Source organism: Nesterenkonia ebinurensis, assembly GCF_008711175.1.
Lineage (GTDB): Bacteria > Actinomycetota > Actinomycetes > Actinomycetales > Micrococcaceae > Nesterenkonia > Nesterenkonia ebinurensis.
The window spans coordinates 85,776-108,436 of record NZ_VWNF01000048.1 but is presented as its reverse complement, the minus strand read 5'-3'; the positions used below and the strand labels follow the sequence as shown (position 1 = coordinate 108,436).

Sequence of the window (22,661 nt, the reverse complement as noted above, 5' to 3'; positions counted from 1 at the left end):
GTCTTCTGGTGAAGCCTCAGGTCAGAGCCCAAATCGGGGAGATAAAATGTAGGTGTAATTGTGGGGAATACCACATGGCGTATCTGACAGCCATAAATTCGGTGGCTGTAGGGCATAAAGCACGCCGTGGGACTGCAGACGTAGTTGCGTCCAGATCGTCATGCTTGTGCGGTTTCGAGCCTACCAGCGGGTGTGTACTTTCCGTTCCCCGATGATGGGAATCTAAGCGCTACATCACATTTAGTCGGTCGGATGGACCTGGTACTTTTCCGCTGTGTACTCGGTCTCGACCGACAATTCGCTTGAGATCTCCGTGGGTAGCGGGTTACCGGTGCCGTGTTTGGACCCAGCGCACGAGCACACGCATTCCCAACGTGTCTCCGGGTTGGCGGCCCAACAGGCTGAGACGCACTTGGTCTGCGTTGCGCCGTGCAGGACCACCTCTATCGGCCGGCCGATCGCGTCGGGAAGTTGGTCGATCAACTTCACGAGATGCTCGCGTGCCACCTCGAAGCACCCACGGTCACGGTTCCATGCCGGTCGAGTCCGTTCGCCACAGATATCCTTCAAGAGGCCGTAGTTCTTCCCGGAAGGGCGATAGGGCAGTCTCACCTGAAGTTTGCCCTGCACTGGACGAACAATCTGTGCCATGGACCGAGTCTAGCGAGCAGTACAGGAGCTCCCCCTGGTTTGGGTCGCGAATCCCGATGACACCGGAAAATCGAGGAGAATGTCTGCATGCGTCTTAGAGATTTCTCTGGCCTTGCTCAACACTGCCGCGAGAGCAGGTTCGGATTCGAGGAATTCCGGCAACAGAGCTTGGTCGCCAGCCTCGGTTGGCCAGCTGACGTGCTTGAGCAGTGGCTCTATGACCACGCGGACAAGGTTCGTTTCCTTCAGGACTACGAGAACGTCGAGCTGTCACAGGTCGAATGGCAGGTCGAAGCGTTGCCGGTTGACGCTTTCATGGCCATGCCAACCGGGCCATCTGACGGGGACATTATCGAGGAATTCGCTGCTAACCCAGATCATTGGGTCGCGGTGCGCAACCAAGGCCAGCATCGCGGCGTGGGGCTTGCCTGGGAGACTCACGGTACTTGGAAGCGTTGGCCGATCGTCCTAGATCGCGCTCTCCTCACGCCTGCATCCGACGGTCTTCAGCTTGTTGAAGGACGTACACGTGTTGGCGTCCTGCGTGGGCGCCAACGGCGAGGAGAACTTGTGGCAAACAGGCACCTGGCTTGGGTTGGGCACCCACGGAGCTGACGCTCTTCTTCGCTGCCCATTGGCACACTTGCCGAGAGTTGCCGGGAATTGGTGGGGTGTTGAAGGCTCAACTCACCCCGGAGGCATACGCCGTTGAAGTCGCCAGCTCAGCTCGGCACATAGATCCTCGGTGCTGGCGGTCGAAGTCTCGTCAGGCTAAGGGCCGGCTCGTGTAGGACGGAAAAAGGGCTGTGCCTGTCTAATCTGAGTCAGCTCCGCCCACTGTCGCTAGATGCGCTGTGAAACTGAGGCTACTCAATCAACCCGGGTGTACTTTCCCTTGGGTGCTGAGGTGCATGAGATCACAATTACACTTACGCGTCACGGCTGAATTCAGGCGAAGCGCGCTGCCGCATTGCCGGCATCGAACCGCCCAGAATGATGTAGCGGGACAAGTGACCACACCGCCGTGCGTAGAACATCCGCGCCAGGGGCGGCGGCTACATCCCTCGCTCCCAAGCGAGCAAGCTGGGCGATACTGGGGCCCTGCACATCGAGTGTCGACGGCACGCCGAACGGATCAGATTACACCCGGCTGAGATACTGGATCTCTACGATCCAGGAGGTGCTATGACTGGCTTGGAAGGTCCTGCCATCGCTGCTAGCGGGGGACGCCTCCTTGGAGGCCTCGCGGCACCAGCGGCACGTGCACTGGCTCGCAGGGTGACCTTTCGATGGACGGTGTCGTTGCGAGTCCGCAAAAAGGTCGATTTCTCGTGCCGATGGCGGACCTACCGAAACTGGCTCAAGACTGTTACAGCTGAGGAGCTCGCCAGGCCGGTAGAAGAGATCCATGGACCGTTGGCGAAACGGCTCGACGAAGCCTTGTCGGCCGCGTCAAAGGACTGGATTTCCGCCGATGATCATCTGTCCCGAGCCTTGCGGCTGGTGGAATTGACTTACCCGGCGATCGCCGCGGCGCTCGGCGATGGGGACCGAGCCGAACTGAGTGAGCGTTGGGCGCAGCAGCGCAGCGCCAATGTGCGGGACCTCCTCGTGCAGATCGTTGGACCCGGTGCGGCGTTGAGCCCTGATGACCTTGGAATTGTTCTCCAGCAACGGTCTGAGGCTCGCCGGGCGGTTCGCCTGCAGGTGTTTGAGGTGGGCGAGGCCGCATTGGTGTCGTACTTCGACCAGATTGAGATCCTGGACGTCCCGTGCGGCAGCGTTGTAGCGCTGCTCGGCGACTTCGGGGCTGGCAAGTCTGAAACCGCAGAGACTTGGCACCGGGCCGCAATCAGGAATCTCGTCGAAGGTGATAACGAGCCGTTCCCGGTGTGGTTGAGCGCCCGTGACCTCCTCAGCCAGACACTCGAAGGTGCGGTCCAACGGCAGTTAGGGCCCGTGTGGCGCCACGGACGAGGCGCATCCATCGCGGTCGACGGCCTCGACGAGACCGACCCGGCCACGGCGCAGGCTTTGCTGGAGGCGAGCCGCACGCTGGCCAGAACGTATCCCAATGTCCGGATCTTGCTGACGGCTCGTCCAGGCATCTTGTCCCCGACTGCAACAGAAGAGATAACGGCGGCGCTCCTGACTGAGGATGAGGCACTTGAGCTCATCGAACTTGCCGGCGGCAAGTCACGGGACACATGGAGTTGGACGGCGGACATGCGAGCCACGGTGACAAGGCCCTTCTTTGCCCTGGCGGCAGGAACCATGCTTGGCCGGGACGAGGCTCCCCGCGGAGAAGCAGACCTGATTCGAGAGTTGGTCGAGAACGCTCTCGAGAAGGGCACGGAGCGATCGGCAGTAACATCACGAGAGACTCGGTCTGTCCTCGCCAACCTCGCCATTGCACTCACCAGGGCGGGAAAGGATGGCCTGTCGTTCAACCACCGCCAGGTCGCCCGTTCAAGCCGGCTCATTGCCGACGGTCCCGATGGTTCAGTCCTGTTCTCCCTGCCTATCTTCCAGCACTGGTTCGCAGCGCAGTCGATTCTCGACGGAGACATCCCGCCAGAAGAGATCGTCGCCGACGCTTTCAGTTTCAACCGGTGGCGGTGGGCGGCGGCTGTGGCGGTTCTTAGCGCACCAAGCACAGAGTCGTTGGATGACCTGGTGGGGACGTGGGTAGCGGGGAATCCAGGAGCGGCTTCTTGGATTCTCAAGCAGGCGTTCAGCGGGCACCGAGACTGGCGCACCGAGGGCCACGAGGATCTCGACGCCAAGACGAGCGGAGCCCGCCTACTCCGAGCCCTGCGCACCTGGACTGATGCTCTGGGCCAGATGGGTGACGGCGTCCTACCCTTTCCAGTGGTCCAGGGGCCGGTCGGCTTAGGTGTCACTGTATCCGGCCATCGCATCGATGTAGCATTTTCGACGTCTCGCCCCGCCACCGACTACGTGACCGAGGTTCCGCCAGGTGTACACCCGTTGCTTCCGGCCGCAGTGCCGGACTGGGCGCCGTGGATCAGCGGCGGTGCACCAGAGGGTGACGCGTGGCCGTGGACCATGGTGCAGAGGATGATCGCGAAGGCGACGCTGAAGAAGCTGTCTAACGACCCGTTCCTCGGCGCACCGGGCGGAGTCTGGTCTCAAGAGCGACGTTTCGACCTCGCTCGGCGCCTCCTTGGCCGCGGACCCCTATTCCACGGCCACCTTCCGGCGGACGAGGTTTCGACGCGCGCGGGGGAAGCCTTCGACGCGATCGAAAGTAACCGCGACGCTCAAGTCTCCTTCGGTAGCGCTAGTACGTACTCAGGCGCGGAGCTGGAAGATCTGGTTGCGTGGATCGGCGCGACCGGACTCGACAAGCTGGGGTCGCGCCTTCCAGAGAGGGATATGCCGCAGCCCACAGGTGGCTGGGTCTGGGACTTGTACTCGCCTCAGCGGCTCACCGAGTTCGAGCTTGAAGTCTACGGGGGCGCGTGTGAAGCCTACGACGAGGCAATGACCCGCACGTTCACCAGGCTCGGATGGTCCATGCCGAATTCAGCACTTGCCCCATTCGGGGTCATCCTGGAAATGCAGTTCGACAGCGACTCCCGGCTCGGCAATATCCCGGGCTTGACCGTGATCCGGGTACCGATGGCATTGATGCCGCAAATTGCGCCGTCTGGGAATGACACGCTCTGGTCGAGATCGAGGCGGGCGGTGGCCACACAAACCAAGAGGGAGCGGGGAGACGAGTGGGAGCGCCACTCTGCAACTGTCGAGACAATTCGTTCCTGGCTCGCCGATCAGAACCGCGAGCCTATCGGCGGCCTCGGGTGGAGCAGCACAGGCGCTGATGACATGTCCAACGTTCGACCGGCGTCCAGCGTGGCTGCACACTGGCTCTGGGATGATCTGGAGAGCGTCGGCCTCGGCACCGGTACATTCCCACAGCTTCGTTGATCGCGAGTACCTCGAATCGCGAGGACGCCGACAGGTGACACAGGCACGGACAATGGCGCAGGCATGCCTGTCCACACGGTTGGTGCCGAGCTGCTCGTCTGCGCGTCATTCCGCCGCAAGGGTTCTGGTTTGTATCCGGTATGACGGCAGGATGCTGGGTACTGACGGCTTGGACCGCCAAGGTCATAGCGAAGTGGACAGGTTAGGATTGTCGCAACCACTTGGGGTGTACTTTCCACTGGGCGACGAGGCACCAGAATTCCCGCGCAGTGTGCTTGACTCGCTGCGCCAGCCCCTGGAGACCGGCCGGATCACCCTGCACCGATCCGCGGGCCAGGTGACCTATCCGGCAAAGTTCCAGCTGGTGATGGCATCGAACCCTTGTCTTTGCGGCCTCAACACCGGCTCCGGGGCGTACTGCACCTGCACGGTGGCACAGCGGCGGAACTATCTGGCGCGGCTCTCCGGACCGCTGTTGGACCGTATCGATCTCCAAGTCCAGGTCGAACGGCCGCAATCAGCGGCCCTGGCTCTGGGCGAACCCGGTGAGAGCTCGGCAGAGGTGGCCCAGCGGGTGGCGCAGGCTCGTGCCGTCCAGGCTGACCGGCTGGCACCTTTCGGGCTGAGCCTGAATGCGGAAGCGCCTATGAGCGTACTCAGCAAGGAGCTGAGACTTCCGTCCGGTGACCTGCGCGCCCTGAATGCCGCCCTGGACCGGGCCCAGCTTTCCCTGCGCGGATATGTGCGAGTGCTGCGGATCGCCTGGACCATCTCCGACCTCTGCCTCAAGGATCACCCTGAGGCAGAGGACATTGATGCCGCCATGGCGCTGCGTCAGTCCACTGGGACAAGGAGGTGATTTCGGTGGGTGCCAGTATTGACTTGGCCTGCTCAGAAGTGCGGCGGATGCGGGCCGAGCTCAGCAGGCTCATCGAACCCGGCGACCTGCTGGGAGCACTGACTGTCCAGGTGCTGGGACCGCTTGCCGCGCATCGGCTCATCACCTCCGAGGCTGCGCCTCCTGACGCCGATCAGCAGGCGGTGAGTGCGGCGGCTGAGGCTGCCGGACTGACCAAACCCCAGCGGCAGCTGGCCGAGGGGCTGCAGCGCTGGCGCACCCGACTGGGCCAGATCGACCAGGGACGGATGATCAGCTCGCTGCACAGACTCGGCGGCGGGGTGCTCGTCCCAGAGGATCCGATGTGGCCTGCCCAGTTGAACGATCTCGGTGCGGCGGCTCCGCTGTGCCTCTGGTTCCGTATGGCACCCGGCTCTGAAGATCCCTATGCTGACCTGACGCAGCGACTGCCAGGTATCCCGCGCAGCGTAGCGATAGTCGGCTCCAGGGAGATGACCGACTACGGCGGACGCTTCGCCTGGGAGAATGCCCGTCAGCTCGCCGAACACGGCATCACTGTGATCTCAGGCGGGGCATACGGGATCGACGCTGCCGCTCATAGGGGAGCACTTGCGGCGAAGGATCCAGGGGATGCCCCTACCGTTGCTGTGCTCGCAGGGGGAGTGGATCGGCTCTACCCCGCCGGCAATGAGTCCCTGCTGCGAAGTGTCCTCACCCATGGCGTGGTGCTCAGTGAGACGGCACCGGGCTCGGCGCCCATGAAGTCGCGGTTCCTTCAGCGCAACCGGCTGATCGCGGCCCTGGCCGCGGCCACTGTGGTGGTGGAGGCCCGTTGGCGCTCCGGGGCACTGTCCACCGCCCATCACGCGCTGGGCATCGGCAGGCCGGTGGGCGCAGTTCCCGGCAGCGTGTACTCGGCCAGTTCCGCAGGCTGTCACCGGCTGCTGCGTGAGACTCCGGCACAGCTGGTCACCGACGCAGCAGACGCTGTCCAGCTCATGGTGGAGCCGGCTCCGGGAAAAACGGGTGAGGCTATCGAGTTCAGTCATCACCACGGGCCCAAACCGGAACTGGCAGAGCAGCTGAGCCTGCCGCTGGCTGACCAGGAGCCCGAAACTCGAGATCAGCATCCCGAAGACAGGCTGAACGATCTGGAGCTTCGGGTCTACGATGCCCTGCCAGTGCGCCGGCTCACCACCCCAGGCAAGCTGGCTGAGGTCGCCGGGCTGCCCATCTCGCAGGTGCTCTCTACCTTGACCAAGCTCCAGAGAAAGGCCCTTGTCAGGTCCAATAAAGGTCAATGGGGCAGGTCCCTGTAACGCCCCGGTGTTCGAAGCTCCACCATTGTGCGGTCATGCTGACCTAGACTTCGGGCTATGGAGGAGCTGAACGACCCGCTGGTGGAGGAGTTCGCTGCGCATCTGCGCGATGAGCGGCGGCTGTCTGAGCACACCGTGCGCGGATACACCAGTGACCTGGCTCAGCTGAGCGAGCATGCGCGTGGGCTGAAGAATCTGCGGCTAGCGCATCTGCGCACTTGGCTCGCCGAACTGCATTCCTCCGGACTGTCCCGCAGCACATTGAACCGCAAGACCGCCTCCGCCAGGGCGTTGACCGCCTGGGCGCATAAGCGCGGTCACCTCAAAGAGGACCCCGCTGTCAGGCTCAAGTCAGCCTCACGCGGTTCCCACTTGCCTGATGTGCTGCAGGCTAGTCATGTGGGGGAACTCACCGAGGCTGCTCGACAGATGCGCGAGGCCTATGAGCGGATCCGCGATGAAGACCCGATCGGCTGGGCTGTGGCCGTGCGCGACGAGGCGATCATCGAGCTGCTCTACGCCACCGGGATTCGAGTCTCTGAACTGGCCGGGCTCAACCTGGACTCAGCGGACGCTGAGCGACGGCTGTTGCGGGTTCTCGGCAAAGGCCGAAAAGAACGCATGGTGCCCTTCGGGATTCCGGCCCAGCAGGCATTGCAGCGCTGGACCGATGAGGCCAGGGGGTTGCTCTCGGGCGAGTCGGGCGGTGTCGCGCTCTTTCTGGGGCAGCGCGGTGCTCGCATTGACGTCCGGGTGGTCCGCAAAGTGGTGGACACCGCTCTGGAGGCGCTGGGCACCACATCCGCCCGCGGGCCGCACGCGCTGCGGCACACCGCAGCCACCCACCTGCTCGACGGTGGGGCGGACCTGCGTGCCGTCCAGGAGCTGCTGGGCCACTCATCCCTGGCCACCACCCAGATCTACACCCATGTCTCTGCAGACCGCCTGGCTAAGGCTTATGCCCAAGCCCACCCTAGAGCCTGAGCTTGTCCCGGCGGCAGGTCCACGCGGCCTGCTGGCTCCCCGACACGGCAGCATGGCAGCTGCCTTCGCGCCTAAAGGGCGAAATCAGCAGACACCTGTTAAGCTGTACTCATATCCACCGCAGAAGGATTGCGCCCGGTCGTAGGGGAAGACGTACCGAGACGCAACTGAACTGTGGAGGATGAAATGTCGAATTACGCAGCCAGGGGTGTCCTGCACATCCACTCGGCTCCCAGCGCGCTCTGCCCGCACGTCGAATGGGCAGTGGCGTCAGTTGTAGACGCCAGGGTCAGCTTCACCTGGACCGAACAGCCTGCCGCCCCCGGTACTCACCGCGCCGAGCTGACCTGGACCGGAGCACAGGGACTCGGCGCCAAGCTCGCCTCCGCACTGCGCCAGCTGGGCCATCTGCGCTTCGAGGTCACCGAGGACCCCAGCCCCGGGGCAGAAGGCTCCCGCTGGTCTCACACCCCCGAGCTCGGCATCTTCCACGCCACCATTGATACCGCCGGCAACATCATGGTCTCCGAAGACCGTATCCGCTACGCCTACGAACTCGGCGCCGGTGACCCCTCAGTGATGTACCAGGAGCTCTCCCTGGCCCTCGGTGAGGCCTGGGACGAGGAGCTCGAACCCTTCCGGCATGCTGCCGAAGGTGCGCCTGTCCGCTGGCTCAGTCAAGCAGTGTGAGGGGTCTGCTCCATGACCCTTTGGTTTGTAGACACTCCACAACGTAAGCTCGGTCCTTATGAGTGTCGACACAGGTCGTCTGCCCGCTGCGGTGACTGTCTCCGAAGAAGCACTGGAGGTGCTGCGCGGCAATACCGGGCAGCTCACCACTGAGGTCGGCCAGCACCTGGAGCAGCAGCTGCCCTGGTACAAGCAGCTCAGCACTGAGGAACGGGCCTCCCTGCGGCTGATCGCCCAGCGCGGCATCGTAGGGTTGGCCAACTGGCTGCAGGACCCCGCCGCCCGCTCGCTGCCACTGGTCAATGAGCTGCTGGGCCCTGCTCCCACCGACCTGATGCGCACCATCAGCCTGCAGCGCGCCCTGCAGCTGATCCGCACCATCGTGGAGGCCGTGGAGGCCCGGCTGCCCGGACTGATGCCCGAGGCCGACCGGTCGCTGATGCTCGAGGCAGTGCTTCGCTACTCCCGCGAAGTCGCCTTCGCCATCGCTGATGTCTACGCCAGAGCCGCTGAGTCCCGCGGCGCCTGGGACTCCCGGCTCGAAGCACTCTTGGTGGACGCCGTACTGCGCGGTGAGCCCGGAGAGCAGATCGCCTCCCGGGCTGCCGCAGTGGGCTGGCAGTCCAGTACCGGAGTAGTGGTGATAGTCGGCGCTGCCCCGGAGCAGGTCGACGCCGTCTACCTGAGCCATCTGCGCCGGCAGTGCATCCGCTTCGCCGCCGATGCGGTAGTAGGCGTTCAGGGCGACCGGCTGATCCTGCTGCTGGGCGGGGTCACCACCCTGCAGAACGGACTCCAGCGCATCCTCCCGCACTTCGGTGAGGGTCCAGTGGTCTACGCCGAGACCGAAGGCCCGCTCGCCCAGGCCTCACGCTGCGCCCAGTCAGCTTTCGTCGGCTACTCCGCAGCGCCTGCCTGGTCCAGGGCGCCGCAGCCCACTGCCGCCCAGGAGCTGCTGCCCGAACGCGCACTGGCCGGGGACCCGCACGCTAAGGAAGCCCTCACCAGCGGGATCTACACCCCACTGGAAGAGGCCGGGCACGGGCTGCTGGAGACTGTGGACTGCTACGTCAACGCTGGTCATTCCCTGGAAGCCACCGCCCGCGAGCTCTACGTGCATACCAATACCGTGCGCTACCGGCTGAAGCGGATCACAGAGGTCACCGGCTGGGACCCCATGGAGCCCCGCGACGCCTATGTGCTCCAGACCGCCCTTGCACTGGGCAGACTGTGAGCGGCCCCCTGACAGCAGGGCCCCGTGCAGGTGCACCGCGGCTGGGCGGGCCAGGTCACCGATTGTAGGGTATCTACAAGTTCACCTCGATGATGTGGTCTGCCCGCATGAGGGTGCCGACCGGGCCCAGATGGAAAGGTTGAGACTGTGCTAGCGATCGTATGCCCAGGACAAGGTTCCCAGACCCCAGGAATGCTCCAGCCGTGGCTGGAGTTCGAGCAGACCGCCGACCATCTGACCCGCTACTCCGGGTTCGCCGGGACCGACCTCATCGCCCACGGCGCTGAATCCGATGAGGAGACTATCCGGGACACTGCCATCGCCCAGCCGCTGCTGGCCGCGGCAGCTCTGATCTCTGCCGGTGCTCTGGGACTGACCCCGGATAAGCTGCCCGGCTACGGGGACTCGGTGCTGATCGCCGGGCACTCAGTGGGCGAGATCCCCGCTGCGGCACTGGCCGGTGCTCTCACCGATGAGACTGCGATGCAGCTGATCGGGATCCGCGGCCGGGCCATGGCCGAGGCTGCCGCAGCCAAACTCACCGGAATGGCCGCAGTGCTCGGCGGAGCAGAGGACGAGGTTCTCACCGCCATCCAGCAGGCTGGGCTCTCTGCGGCCAATATCAACGGCGCAGGCCAGATCGTGGCAGCGGGAGACCAGGAGGACTTGGGCAAACTGGCGCAGAACCCGCCGGCCAAAGCACGTGTGATCCCGCTGAAGGTGGCCGGCGCCTTCCACACCCACTACATGGCCGAAGCCCGGCAGAAGCTCGCCACCGCCGCTGAGACTGTGACTCCGGCCGATCCTGCCGTGACGCTGCTCTCCAACCGCGACGGCGCCCCGGTGAGCACCGGAGCCCAGGCGCTGGAGCAGATCGTGGACCAGGTCACCTGCCCGGTGCGCTGGGACGCCTGCATGGAGACCATGCGCGAGGCTGGTGTCACCGGCATCCTGGAGCTGCTGCCCGGCGGTACTCTGGCCGGACTCGCCAAACGCGGCCTGAAAGGCACCAAAACCCTGGCCGTGAAGACCCCGGCCGACCTCGACGCCGCCCGCGACTTCATTGCCGATCACACCGCCTGAGAGCTGAGGGACCACCGTGACTGCACCCCTGAAACCCACCACCACAGTCCAGGCCACCTCCGTGCTGGGCCTGGGCGTCTACCGCCCCTCCACCGTGGTGGACAACGAACAGATCTGTCAGTGGATCGACTCCTCCGACGAATGGATCCGACAGCGCACCGGCATCGTCACCCGGCGCCGCGCCCCTGCCGATGTCTCCGTAGTGGATATGGCCGAGGGCGCAGCCCTGGACGCTCTGCGCGATGCTGACACCTCTGCTGAAGAGATCGAAGCGGTACTGATCTCCACGGTCACCCACCCCTACCAGACACCCTCGGCGGCCGCTGACCTGGCACATCGGATCGGGGCGACCCCGGCTGCCGCCTACGACATCTCCGCAGCCTGCGCCGGCTACTGCTACGGCATCGGCCAAGCCGATGCGCTGGTCCGGGCCGGCCACGCCAAGAAGGTGCTGGTGGTGGGCGTGGAGAAGCTCTCCGATGTCATCGACAACCACGAGCGAAGTATCAGTTTCCTGCTCGGTGACGGGGCCGGGGCCGTCGTCGTCGGCCCTTCTGAGGAACCCGGCATCTCGGCGTCGATCTTGGGCTCCAATGGTGAGAAATGGGGTGCGGTCTCCATGGACAGCTCCCTGCTGCGGCTGCGCGATGCGCTCTCCGAAGCCCAGACCACGGGGGACGCCTCACGTCTGCTGGACCCCGAGGAACGGCTCTGGCCCACCCTGCGCCAGGATGGACAGACCGTGTTCCGCTGGGCGGTCTGGGAGATGGCCAAAGTAGCCAAGCAGGCCCTGGAGAAAGCAGGAATCAGCACCACTGACCTGGCGGCCTTCGTCCCGCATCAGGCCAATATCCGGATCATCGAGGAGCTGGCCAAGCAGCTGAAGCTGCCCGAGCATGTGCTCATCGGCCGCGACATCGTCGATGCCGGCAACACCTCCGCGGCCTCCATTCCGCTGGCCCTGCACCGGCTGCGCGCGGAGAACCCAGAGATATCCGGCGGGCTAGCCCTGCAAATAGGATTCGGCGCAGGGCTTGTCTACGGTGCTCAAATCATCCGAATCCCGTAAGTTAGAGGCGCACGATTTTTCACCATCCACACCGAAAACATATGAGAGGAGCCCGCAGTGGCTGACAAGAACGAAATCCTGGCCGGACTCGCTGAGATCGTTGAGGAGGAGACCGGCCTGGAGACTGAGGAGATCCAGCTGGACAAATCCTTCACCGAGGACCTGGACATCGATTCCATCTCCATGATGACCATCGTGGTCAACGCTGAGGAGAAGTTCGACGTGAAGATTCCCGACGAGGAGGTCAAGAATCTGACCACCGTGGGTGACGCTGTCGACTATATTGCGAACGCAGCCGGCTGACGCCCGCTCCTGACTGACCCGCCCTCCGTACAGTTATTGAGGTAATTCCATGTCACGCCGTCTTGTCATCACTGGGCTCGGTGCCACCACGCCGCTGGGCGGGGATGTGCCCAGCACCTGGCGGGCAGCCCTGGCCGGCACCCCAGGTGCAAAGACTCTGCAGCAGGACTGGGTCCAGCAGTACGAGCTTCCGGTCACCTTCGCCGCTGAGGTGGCAGTGGAGCCGGCCGAGGTGCTCTCCCGCCCGGAGACCCGGCGAATGGACCGCTCCACCCAGCTGGGCATGGTGGCCGCCCGGGAGGCTTGGGCGGATGCTGGGCTCAGCGATGCGGAACTGGACGGAGAGCGGGTCGGAATCAGCTTCGCCACCGGCATCGGCGGAGTCTGGACCCTGCTGAACTCCTGGGACACCCTCCGCGAGAAGGGGCCGCGCCGCGTGCTGCCGATGACCGTGCCGATGCTGATGCCCAACGGGGCAGCCGGTGCCATCAGTCTGGAATTCGGCGCGCAAGCGGGTGCCCGCACCGCAGTTTCCGCCTGCGCCTCCGGAGTGGAGGCGCTCATCATGGCTCTGGACCTGCTGAACTCCGGTGAAGCAGACGTGGTCCTGGCCGGCGGCACCGAGGCCGCCATCCACCCGCTGCCGCTGGCCGCCTTCGCGAACATGCAGGCGCTCTCCCGGCGCAATGACGACCCGGCCGCAGCCTCCCGCCCCTACGATGTGGATCGCGACGGCTTCGTCATGGGAGAAGGCGCCGGCGCACTGGTCATCGAGACTGAGGAGCACGCCAAGGCCCGCGGCGCTACCGTCTACGCAGAACTGGCCGGCGGGGCAGTCACCTCAGACGCCCATCACATCACTGCCCCGGACCCGGAGGGAATGGGAGCTTCCCGTGCGGTGCGCAAGGCGCTGGCCTCTGCCGATGTGGAGATCACCGACGTCACCCACGTCAACGCACACGCGACTTCCACACCGCTGGGCGATGTTCCGGAATATGTGGCCATGAAGTCAGTTTTCGGCAGCCACCTGGACAGTGTGTGCGTCTCGGCCACCAAATCCCAGACCGGTCACCTGCTGGGAGCCGCAGGCGCGGTGGAGTCCGTGTTCACCGTCAAAGCGCTGGCCGATCGTAAGGCCCCGGTGACCATCAACTTGGAGAACCAGGACCCAGAGATCCCCCTGGACGTGGTCTCCGGCACCCCTCGAGACCTCGGCCAGGGTGATCAGGTGGCGATCTGCTCCAGCTTCGGCTTCGGCGGACACAACGCAGTAGCGGCTTTTAGCACCTACTGAGTCCCAACAGCTGGGGCCTAGAAGGAAGCGATAGCGCGCTGTCACTGATTCTGCTGAGTACGGCGGGACTGAGACGTTCGGGGAGCCAATGATGTTATGCGGTGGAACTTGCTCCCTCAATGTCTCATTTTCAGCTCTCATCCTGAGGCGCATGAGACGTTCGGGGAGCAATGCTCGACAGGTTGGCCAAAGATGCTCCCTGAACGACTCACTGGGCTAAGCCGGGTACTGATCATCCGATTCTTCGCAGATGAGGGTGTAGCGGCGGGCTGGCTGTGGTGTGGGCGCGTCGGTGCCGGGGTGAGGCTCGAGGTTTTTCGATGATGGAGGTTCCTACGCCAGCCATCCGAAAGACCTCGACGTGTCCGATGCTACCTTCACGAGCCCTGACCTGACGACCTTCACCCACTTGAACGACCTCGGTCTGGAGGTCACCGGCCAGCGACTCGAACCCGACCGGGCGGTGCTGGCCTGCCGGGTCGTGGAGCCGGACGATTGGTGCCGCCGGTGCGGCTGCCAGGGCATCCCGAGAGGCACCGTCATCCGGAAACTGGCGCATGCTCCGTTCGGGTGGCGCCGCACGACCCTGCTGATCACCGTCCGCCGGTACCGGTGCGCGGAGTGCTCTCACATGTGGCGTCAGGACACCACCAGGGCGGCCCCGCCGCGGGCGAAGACCTCCCGTCACCGACGCGCCGACAGACCAACCCGACCGTACTACACCCTCATCTGGAAAAAGCCAGAAAAGGTGATCCAGTTGCGTGTTCGGTCGGGTCGTCAGGGGGTGACGGGATCGAGGGGAACTCGAGGACTGGAATCACCCTTCCCTGTTGGCTTGCGCACCGAGATCGTCTTCGGCCCCGCAGGCTGAGCTAGCATAGTTCCTCCTATCGTCGCAAAGGTGAAACGCCAACGACATGACTCAAAGGATGTGGTCGGGATGACAGAATCAATATCCGCTGGGCCCAGCGGCCCAGTGGCTGAGGGACGCCTCTCAACCGTTTTTGTCTACGTCAGAAACTTGGCGGAAATGGTCCGGTTCTATCGAGATATTTTGGGATTTGAGGTGACGTACGACGAAACTGATGACGCCACTTTCCTGGCGTTTCCAGGGAGCCCACGCGTAGAATTGGCACTCTATTCCGGGCGAGCGGACACGAGCAGCGTCGAGCCGCACTGGTTCTACGTGATTGATGTGCCCGATGTCGTCGCCGCCGCGACGGCGTTGCGAGACCGTGGCGTATCGGTCGGCGCGCTGGAAGATGTTCCGTACGGGAGGGCTGCTACATTCTCTGATCCGGAGGGGAACGTCATCGAGATCCATGAGCGAAAGTGACCTCACCAAGGCTAGTTACCGTCCATCTGACATGAGGCTGTGGCATTTCGGTGTTTGGCGGGGTCGACGCTGGGCGCTGCCACCCACAGCGACGCGGAACGTAGTTCCTTGGCGAGAGTCGTTGGATTCTGAGCACCGACCACACCCCGGAGACCGCTCCCCCTCCTACCCCACCCCAGCTGACCGACCGAACACCCACCTGTGTCGGTCAAACCATCCACCGGACACCCAACTTGGTCACCAAACAACCCAACCGAACACTTAACTGGGTCGTCAAACGACCCCATCGAACACGCATCCGACTGAGGATCTATTGAGTTGCGTGTTCGGTCGGGAGAAAAGCATCCGACTCCGTAGCGAGTGAGAGCCGTGAGGTCAGGGATCGGTGCAAACACGCCAGTATTTGTGCGGGTCACGTCAGGGCGTGCTGCGTGGTGTGGCTGGCAAGCTGGGCGAGGGAGGAAATGGCGCAGGCATGTGTGACTGAGCCAGGCGCAGTCCAGCTACCACGCAGTGGTGAGAGGTCTGTCAGACACGCTAGATCAGTGTTGCCTCCAGCCGCGGCACGCCTGAACCTGTCTAAGCATCGCCGCCGGTTGTGCCGGAGGTGCCGGCATTCACATCGGTGAGGTTGTACTTCTCGATGGCCTGAGCTGCCTTCTTGTTCTTGCCCAGCATCTGCAGAGCCCGGACCACCATGGAGTGGCTGTCGATCTTGAAGTGCCGTCGGGCAGCGGCACGGGTGTCGGAGAACCCGTAGCTGTCCGCGCCCAGAGTGGCGAAGTCATTGGGCACGAACTGGCGGATCTGGTCAGGCACTGCAGCGTTGTAGTCGGTGGAGGCCACGATCGGGCCCTCAGCGTCTTCCAGCTGCTTGGTGACGAACGGGACCTCCGGCTCCCGCTCAGGGTCCAGCATGGCGGACTGTTCCACCTGCAGGGCCTGGCGGCGCAGCTCATTCCAGCTGGTCACGCTCCATACGTCAGCACTTACTCCCCAGTCTTCAGCCAGCAGCTGCTGCGCCTCCAGGGCCCAGGGAACAGAGACGCCTGATGCCAGCAGCTGCACCTTGGGGCCTTCTGCCTCAGCTGCCTTCAGCTTGTAGATGCCGCGCTTGAGACCCTCCACATCCAGGTTCTCAGGCTCCGGCAGGTGCTGCACCGGCTCGTTGTACACGGTGAGGTAGTACATGACGTTGTGGTCGCCGCTGTGGTCTCCGTACATCTCGTAGAGACCGTTCTCAATGATGTGGGCGATCTCGTAGCCGAAGGCAGGGTCGAAGTGTTTGACTGCCGGATTGGTGGCAGCCAGCAGCGGGGAGTGCCCGTCGGCGTGCTGCAGTCCCTCGCCGGTCAGTGTGGTGCGCCCGGCAGTGGCGCCGATGATGAACCCACGGGTCATCTGATCAGCGGCAGCCCAGAAGGAGTCACCGGTGCGCTGGAACCCGAACATCGAGTAGAAGATGTAGAACGGAATCATCGGCTCACCATGGGTGGCGTACGAGGTGCCCACCGCGGTGAACGCCGCGGTGGCCCCGGCCTCGTTGATGCCAGGGTGCAGCAGCTGGCCCTGCGGGGACTCCTTATAGGCCAGCATCAGCTCCCGGTCCACCGAGAGGTAGTTCTGCCCCTTGGGGTTGTAGATCTTGGCGGTGGGGAAGAAGCTGTCCATGCCGAAGGTGCGGGCCTCATCCGGCACGATCGGCACAATCCGGGAGCCGAAGTCCTTCTCCCGCATCAGGTCCCTCAGCAGGCGCACAAAGGCCATGGTGGTGGCGGCCATGTTCTTCCCAGAGCCCTTCTTGGCCCCGGCATAGGCTTTCTGGCCCGGTAGGTTCAGAGTGTTGGCGGGCACCCGGCGCTCCGGCAGCGGTCCGCCCAGCTCTTTGCGGCGAGCCCGCATGTACTCGATCTCCGGGGCATCCTCACCGGGGTGGTAGTAGGGCACGGTGTACGGGTCGGCCTCGATCTGCTCATCGCTGACCGGGATGCGCAGGGTGTCGCGGAAGCGCTTGAGGTCATCCACCGTGAGCTTCTTCATCTGGTGGGTGGCATTACGGCCCTCGAAGCTCGGCCCCAGTCCATAGCCTTTGACGGTCTGGGCCAGGATCACGGTGGGTTTCTCCTTGGTCTCCACCGCAGCCTTATAGGCGGCGTAGACCTTCTGGTAGTCGTGGCCGCCGCGCTTCAGCCCCCAGATCTCGTCGTCAGACATATCGGCGACCAGCTCTTTGGTCTTGGCCGAACGGCCGAAGAAATGCTCCCGGACAAACTCACCGGACTCCGCCTTATAGGTCTGGTAGTCGCCGTCGAGGGTCTCGTTCATGATCCGGACCAGCTCGCCGGTGTCGTCCTTCTCCAGCAGGTGGTCCCACTCGCGGCCCCAGAGCACCTTGATCACATTCCAGCCGGCACCCCGGAAGAAGGCCTCCAGCTCCTGGACGATCTTGCCGTTGCCGCGCACCGGGCCGTCCAGCCGCTGCAGGTTGCAGTTGATCACAAAGTGCAGGTTGTCCAGCTTTTCGTTGGCGGCCAGCTGCAGCAGGCCGCGGGACTCCGGCTCATCCATCTCGCCGTCGCCCAGGAACGCCCAGACGCTCTGCTCGGAGGTGTCCTTGACGCCCCGGTGGTGCAGGTACCGGTTGAACTGTGCCTGGTAGATCGCGTTCATCGGACCCAGGCCCATGGATACGGTGGGGAACTGCCAGAAGTCCGGCATCAGCCGCGGATGCGGGTAGGAGCTCAGTCCGTAAGGGGCTTTGGAGACCTCCTGACGGAAGCCGTCCAGGTGCTTCTCGCTCAGCCGGCCCTCCAGGAAGGCCCGGGCGTAGTTGCCGGGGGAGGAGTGCCCCTGGAAGAAGATCTGGTCGCCGCCGCCGGGGTGGTCGGCTCCGCGGAAGAAGTGGTTGTAGCCCACTTCGTAGAGCGTGGCCACGCCGGCGTAGCTGGAGATGTGCCCGCCCACACCGATGTCCTCGCGCTGGGCGCGGTGCACCATCATCGCCGCATTCCAGCGCAGGATTCGGCGGTACTGGCGCTCCAGCTCCTCATCCCCGGGGAACTGAGGCTCCTGGTCCACCGGGATGGTGTTCACGTAGTCGGTGGTGGTGACCATCGGCACCCCGATGGACTTGGCCCCGGCCCGCTGCAGCAGGGCGCGGATGATGTACTCTGCGCGTTCGGTGCCGTGCACCTCCACCAGCTGATCAAGTGACTCGATCCACTCGCTGGTCTCCTCCGGATCCAGATCCGGAAGCTGATCGATCAGTCCGCTGCGGATATGTGATGTCTCTTCGCCAGCGCTCACAGTTGGGCACCTTTCACGCGTTGTCTTACCGGCCCCGCGTCAGCAGGACCCTTTTCGAGGTCTTTGGCCTCACTCTACCGGTTTCATGTTGTGTCGCACTTCCCGCTCACCGCGAAATCCGCGTAACGTTAGCTGTGTGGGACAGAACAGCCATGCCGCCACGAATGTTGTAGACAAGACCAGCCTGCTGGAGGAGCTCAGCCTGAGCGCTGACTCCCTGGTCCAGGAGATCGGGGCCGATAGCGACGTCGATGCTGCGCTCCGTGACGCCCTGGACGAACTTCTCGACGAGTCGCTCATCGATGAGGACGAGCAGGAGGTGGTCGATGCTGTGCTGCTCTGGTTCCGTGCCGGCGACGATGACCTGACCGACGCCTTGCTGGACGCGCTGACCACCCTGGAAGAGCACGGCATGGTCTGGCTGCTGACCCCGCGTTCTGGCCGCGAAGGCTATGTGCCTGCGGTGGAGATTCAGGATGCGGCCACCGATGCCGGGCTGCATGTCACCTCCTCCGCCGGGGTTAGTGCGGAATGGTCCGCCACCCGGCTTGTGCACCGCAAGTCCTGGTCTTAGCGGCTGTGCCGGCACAACCAGTACGACGCCGTCGGCCCGCCCTTGGTGAGCCCGCACCGGAGTTCACTGCCCGCAACCAGTTCGGCGAGACAGTGGAGCTCTCTGCACTCAGGGGAGCCCGCGGCGTCGTCGTGATGTTCTACCCCTATGCGTTCAGCCGGATCTGCGGCTCAGAGCTGGCCGAGATCCATGACCGCTGGTCCGAGTTTGCCGCCCTGGGCGTCCGGCTGCTGGCCATCAGCTGCGACTCGGTGCACACCCTCCGAGCTTACGCCGAGGAGCTGGGCGGTAGCGAGTCAGGGGCAGTGGAGTTTGACCTGCTCAGCGACCACTGGCCGCATGGGCAGATCGCCAAGTCCTACGACGCGTTCAACGCCGAGCTGGGCTGCCCCACCCGGGACACTTTTGTGCTGGACGCGGAGCTGACCGTACGAGCAGTGGTCTCGGCTCCTCAGTCCGATGCTCGGAATATTGAAGATCTTGTGGAATCGTTGCAAGGACTATGAATATTGCCCAAGCGCGGCAGCATCTCGACAGTGCGATTCACTCGCCGATGCGACTGGCGGTCATGTCAATCCTTGTGGGTGTGGAGTCAGTGACTTTCCGGGTATTGGTGCAGGCACTCGACTGCAGTGACCCTTTGCTGTCTAAACACGTCTCAGTCCTGGAGAAGGAAGGGTTGATCGAGGTCCGCAAGCAGTTCCTCGGCAAGCGGCCTCAGACCATCATTGCGGTGACCCCTCAGGGGAGACGTGCTCATAGGCTGTACTGCAAAGCCTTAGACGTTGTGCGCGCGGGCATCATTTAGTTAACTGACAGAAATTACTTGCCGATTCGTTAATCACTGATTAGTCTGGTGTTGCCTGGTGTTGTCATCGTCGAGTGACTTAGCGCACTGCATGTGAAGGGGCAGAGGATGAAACGTTTGGTATTGGGCTACGACGGGTCTTGCGGCACGTGTTCCCGGATGGCCGTCGAAATTGCGGAGGAAGTTGGCGAAGCCCTCGAGGTGATGCCGCTGATGGCGCCGGATATGCGGCAGTGGCGAGATGAGGTCTACGGCGAGAGTCCGCCGTGGCGGCCGACTTTGGTGCAGGTGGATGATCGTGGGCAAGTGAGAGCGTGGAGTGGTAGGAAAGTAGCGTTTGTGCTGCCTCGCTTGATCGGGTTCAGGCGATCATTCAAGATTCTTCGGATTCTCGGAGATTTAGTACACCAGAGGGTGCCGGGACAAGATTCCGGTCAATTGTCAAGGGCCTCTTTTGTCCGTGCAGGGTTAGGAGTTGTTGCTGGAGTATCAATCTTAGGCGGCGCGAAGCTGCCCGCTGCCGCGGCAGCGGGACAAGCTCATGGCGATGGGATTGGTGAGCTCATTGATGACGGAGCTGTATCGCCGTCTCAAGGGCTCTCAGAACTTGTGCACGATCAGGTTCAACCGACGTTGAATGCGATGCTGGAAGTAGTGCCGAAACAGACTCGATCGCAAATCGAGGAGGGGCTGCGAAGCATCAGTTCGGAGCCCAGTGCGTGGTCGGAGGATATCTTCGGTGGTCGATACCGTGATGATGGGGCGGTGACCCATGTGACGGCCCTGGCTCTCCCGTCCGGGGTATTGGCGGTCTACCGTACAAGTCCGAATGAGGGCATCGCCAAGTCTGAGTCGCGAGCGGTGTTTTGGTCGGTCAAGGGAACAGGAGATGAGCCGGAGGTTCACCTTCTGGGTGCTGCGGAAAATGGGGTGGCCTACCACAATATGGGTGGTCCGATTGGGGCTAATAGTGAATGCGCTGGTGATTCCCGGTGTAATCAGCCCTGTTGGGCGTGCCTCTGTTCTCAGAATGCATACGGGTGTATGGCCAGCCGATGCTTGCGATGTGCCCTCCAGTGTGTCAACCCAGTCCGTTGCGTGGCTTGCGTGGTGGTTCGATGTGCCTCCGCAGCTCAAGCCTGTTGCCAGTCATGGAGCTGTTACTATGCGACCCCGAATTGCTGAGATGCAGCGCGAGAATATTGACGCCGGTGGTGGGGCATGGATCTCTGCTATGCGATTGGGGGAAGGGCGTGTCGAGCTCGTTGTTTGCGGGTATCTGTTTGCTCTCATATTTGTGGAGTCCTATTTCAAAGTCCATGAGTGGGACGTTGCACCGACAGTGATTTTCACTGCGGCGATTCTTCCGGTGGTGGTGGGGCTTTTGCTTTTGCTACGGAGAAGCCGGGGCCTGCGACCCCGCCACTATTTTCTGGCAATGCTCTTGACCGGTTTGTGGTACGCACTTTTTATTCCAGAACCACTTTTCAGTGACTGGGGTGCGCTCGCGAGCTTCTGGTGGTGGGCTGAGGGCTCTCTTGGTCCTTCACTGGTCTACGCAGGTGCTTCCGCGCTGCCGTTGTTTGCTGTCGGCCTTTGGCTGTTACTCGCTCAACGGCGCGCTGCAGGGGTGATGGCGAAGGGCCGCGAGTAGGCTACTGCCTATGCCGCCGAGATCAGCCAGCCGGGCCAAACCCTCCGGCCCCGACTTCCGCACGGTGGAGCCTGCCCCGCTGATCCTGCTCAAGGGCTCCGAGGACTATGTGGCCACCCGCGCCCTGGACCGGATCAAAGCCGCGCTGAAGGCTCAGCACGCCCAGCTGGAGTACACCCGGTTCGACGTCGCCGCAGCCGCCCCCGGCGAACTGGCCACCCTGGCCTCGCCGTCCCTGTTCGGCGAACCGCGGCTGATCCTGGGCGAGGACCTCGCCCAGATGAACGACACCTTCTTGGAAGACGCCCTGCGCTTCCTGCAGGAGCCCCCCGACCCCGAAGTGACCCTGATCCTGCGGCACTCAGGCGGCAACCGGGGCAAGAAGCTTCTGGACGCGGTGAGCGCCAGTGGCGTCGTCGTGGACTGTTCCCCGGTGAAGTCGGACAATGACAAGCTTGACTTCGTGCGCCACGAATACCGGGCCGCCGGGCGCACCATCCATCCCGACGCCGCCCGCGCCCTGGTCTCCGCCGCCGGCTCCAGCCTCTCCGACCTCGGCAGCGCAGCCAGCCAGCTGATGCGCGATGTGCCTGGGGATATCACCGCTGAGCATGTGGATAAGTACTTCGGCGGTCGGGTGGAGGCCACCGCCTTCAAAGTAGCCGACGCCGCCTTCGAAGGCAGGTCCGAGGCCGCCCTGCGGCTCTACCGGCACGCCATAGCCACCGGGGTCTCGCCAGTGGCGGTCACCGCGGCGTTGGCGCTGAAGGCCCGCCAGATCGCCGCCCTGGTGGACCACCGCGGCGCGCAGGCGGAATTGGCCAAGACATTGAAGATGGCGCCCTGGCAGCTTCAGCAGGCCTCCCAGCTGGCCCGCCGGTGGACCCCGCGTGCCGCTGCGGCAGCGGTGGAGTCGGTGGCCCAGGCCGATGCCGAAGTCAAAGGAGTCTCCAGGACACCGGAATACGCGGTGGAGAAGGCAATCGCGGCGATTTCTGCTAAGATTTGAAGCTAGTGTCTGCGGTCCGAACGGGCCGCGCACTGCCTGACGACGGCATCAGCACGCACCAGCTCATGGGCCCCTCTACCTGAAGAGCCGGAGCGTGAATCGCCAAGGTGCCCCACACCACTGAAAACTTCCGCCGTCGCAAAGCGTGCCCCACAAGGGTCGCGCTGTCCGGGCAGTGCTGATCATGACAAGCACAACAAGCTAAGGAAAACACCTGTGGCAAACATCAAGTCCCAGAAGAAGCGCATCCTCACCAACGAGAAGCGCCGTCAGCGCAACCAGGCTGTGAAGTCTGAGCTGAAGACCGCGGTGAAGAAGGTCCGCAAGGCCGTGGAGTCCGGTGATAAGGACGCCGCTGCCACCGCACAGCGCGAGGCCGCCCGCAAGCTGGATAAGGCCGTGTCCAAGGGCGTTATCCACAAGAACCAGGCAGCCAACCGCAAATCAGGCATTGCACAGTTGGTGCAGTCCTTGTAAGTCTGAGCGGCCACTCGCCCTGGTTAACCCCGGACGGGGCCTCGCACGTGACTGCGT

At 63.6% G+C, this 22,661-nt stretch carries 19 protein-coding genes and 1 pseudogene; 18 read left to right on the top strand and 2 right to left on the bottom strand.

All coding sequences use genetic code 11. The features are described from left to right. Window positions 1–240 precede the first annotated feature (240 nt). Window positions 241–651, bottom strand: coding sequence for a hypothetical protein (locus F0311_RS15905; RefSeq protein ID WP_150462930.1), 411 nt, complete (start codon window positions 649–651; stop codon window positions 241–243). Window positions 652–1,929: 1,278 nt separating this feature from the next. Between F0311_RS15905 and F0311_RS18195 the strand changes: the two genes are divergently transcribed. The 12 genes and pseudogenes from F0311_RS18195 to F0311_RS15845 all read left to right on the top strand — a co-directional run bounded on the left by F0311_RS18195 (window position 1,930) and on the right by F0311_RS15845 (window position 14,776). Next, window positions 1,930–4,605, top strand: a complete 2,676-nt coding sequence (locus tag F0311_RS18195) for an NACHT domain-containing protein (protein ID WP_191089979.1) — start codon at window positions 1,930–1,932, stop codon at window positions 4,603–4,605. Between the two features lie 226 nt (window positions 4,606–4,831). Next, window positions 4,832–5,464 carry an ATP-binding protein gene (locus F0311_RS18190; protein ID WP_191089978.1) on the top strand — a complete coding sequence of 211 codons (633 nt, stop codon included), beginning with the start codon at window positions 4,832–4,834 and terminating at the stop codon, window positions 5,462–5,464. Between the two features lie 5 nt (window positions 5,465–5,469). Further along, window positions 5,470–6,783 (top strand): DNA-processing protein DprA, encoded by a 1,314-nt coding sequence (locus tag F0311_RS15890; RefSeq protein WP_223881425.1) that lies wholly within the window; start codon window positions 5,470–5,472, stop codon window positions 6,781–6,783. A gap of 57 nt (window positions 6,784–6,840) precedes the next feature. After that, window positions 6,841–7,767 (top strand): tyrosine-type recombinase/integrase, encoded by a 927-nt coding sequence (locus tag F0311_RS15885; protein WP_150462927.1) that lies wholly within the window; start codon window positions 6,841–6,843, stop codon window positions 7,765–7,767. A 186-nt stretch (window positions 7,768–7,953) separates the two neighbouring features. Further along, window positions 7,954–8,457, top strand: a complete 504-nt coding sequence (locus F0311_RS15880; protein ID WP_150462926.1) for a DUF3145 domain-containing protein — start codon at window positions 7,954–7,956, stop codon at window positions 8,455–8,457. Window positions 8,458–8,515: 58 nt separating this feature from the next. Further along, entirely contained in the window at window positions 8,516–9,691 is a 1,176-nt protein-coding gene (locus F0311_RS15875) for a PucR family transcriptional regulator (RefSeq protein WP_150462925.1), read from the top strand. A 147-nt stretch (window positions 9,692–9,838) separates the two neighbouring features. Beyond that, window positions 9,839–10,774, top strand: coding sequence for an ACP S-malonyltransferase (locus tag F0311_RS15870; protein WP_150462924.1), 936 nt, complete (start codon window positions 9,839–9,841; stop codon window positions 10,772–10,774). A gap of 16 nt (window positions 10,775–10,790) precedes the next feature. Further along, window positions 10,791–11,843 (top strand): beta-ketoacyl-ACP synthase III, encoded by a 1,053-nt coding sequence (locus F0311_RS15865; RefSeq protein WP_150462923.1) that lies wholly within the window; start codon window positions 10,791–10,793, stop codon window positions 11,841–11,843. 57 nt (window positions 11,844–11,900) lie between these two features. Continuing rightward, a complete protein-coding gene (locus F0311_RS15860; RefSeq protein ID WP_150462922.1) occupies window positions 11,901–12,146 on the top strand; it encodes an acyl carrier protein in 246 nt (81 codons plus the stop codon). Between the two features lie 49 nt (window positions 12,147–12,195). Next, window positions 12,196–13,440, top strand: a complete 1,245-nt coding sequence (gene fabF / locus F0311_RS15855; protein WP_150462921.1) for a beta-ketoacyl-ACP synthase II — start codon at window positions 12,196–12,198, stop codon at window positions 13,438–13,440. A gap of 361 nt (window positions 13,441–13,801) precedes the next feature. Continuing rightward, window positions 13,802–14,125 (top strand): annotated as a pseudogene (locus F0311_RS15850) (ISL3 family transposase); the annotation flags it as partial. 255 nt (window positions 14,126–14,380) lie between these two features. Further along, the gene (locus F0311_RS15845) at window positions 14,381–14,776 is read left to right on the top strand and encodes a VOC family protein (RefSeq protein WP_150462920.1); all 396 of its coding nucleotides are present in this window, start codon (window positions 14,381–14,383) and stop codon (window positions 14,774–14,776) included. Between the two features lie 579 nt (window positions 14,777–15,355). Here the strand turns inward: F0311_RS15845 and aceE are convergent. Then, on the bottom strand, window positions 15,356–18,082 hold the full coding sequence (gene aceE, locus F0311_RS15840) for a pyruvate dehydrogenase (acetyl-transferring), homodimeric type (RefSeq protein WP_150462919.1): 2,727 nt from the start codon (window positions 18,080–18,082) through the stop codon (window positions 15,356–15,358). 136 nt (window positions 18,083–18,218) lie between these two features. Here aceE and F0311_RS15835 point away from each other — a divergent pair, with 136 nt between their 5' ends. The 6 genes from F0311_RS15835 to rpsT all read left to right on the top strand — a co-directional run bounded on the left by F0311_RS15835 (window position 18,219) and on the right by rpsT (window position 22,604). Beyond that, a complete protein-coding gene (locus tag F0311_RS15835) occupies window positions 18,219–18,656 on the top strand; it encodes a DUF3052 family protein (RefSeq protein ID WP_223881424.1) in 438 nt (145 codons plus the stop codon). A gap of 5 nt (window positions 18,657–18,661) precedes the next feature. Then, window positions 18,662–19,162: a redoxin domain-containing protein gene (locus F0311_RS15830; protein ID WP_223881423.1), complete on the top strand. Its 501-nt coding sequence runs from the start codon at window positions 18,662–18,664 to the stop codon at window positions 19,160–19,162. A gap of 62 nt (window positions 19,163–19,224) precedes the next feature. Beyond that, window positions 19,225–19,464, top strand: coding sequence for a transcriptional regulator (locus F0311_RS15825; protein ID WP_191089977.1), 240 nt, complete (start codon window positions 19,225–19,227; stop codon window positions 19,462–19,464). 1,186 nt (window positions 19,465–20,650) lie between these two features. Further along, window positions 20,651–21,118: a hypothetical protein gene (locus F0311_RS15820; RefSeq protein ID WP_150462915.1), complete on the top strand. Its 468-nt coding sequence runs from the start codon at window positions 20,651–20,653 to the stop codon at window positions 21,116–21,118. A gap of 10 nt (window positions 21,119–21,128) precedes the next feature. After that, a complete protein-coding gene (gene holA / locus F0311_RS15815) occupies window positions 21,129–22,127 on the top strand; it encodes a DNA polymerase III subunit delta (RefSeq protein ID WP_150462914.1) in 999 nt (332 codons plus the stop codon). Window positions 22,128–22,343: 216 nt separating this feature from the next. Further along, window positions 22,344–22,604 (top strand): 30S ribosomal protein S20, encoded by a 261-nt coding sequence (rpsT, locus tag F0311_RS15810; RefSeq protein WP_150462913.1) that lies wholly within the window; start codon window positions 22,344–22,346, stop codon window positions 22,602–22,604. Window positions 22,605–22,661 lie beyond the last annotated feature (57 nt).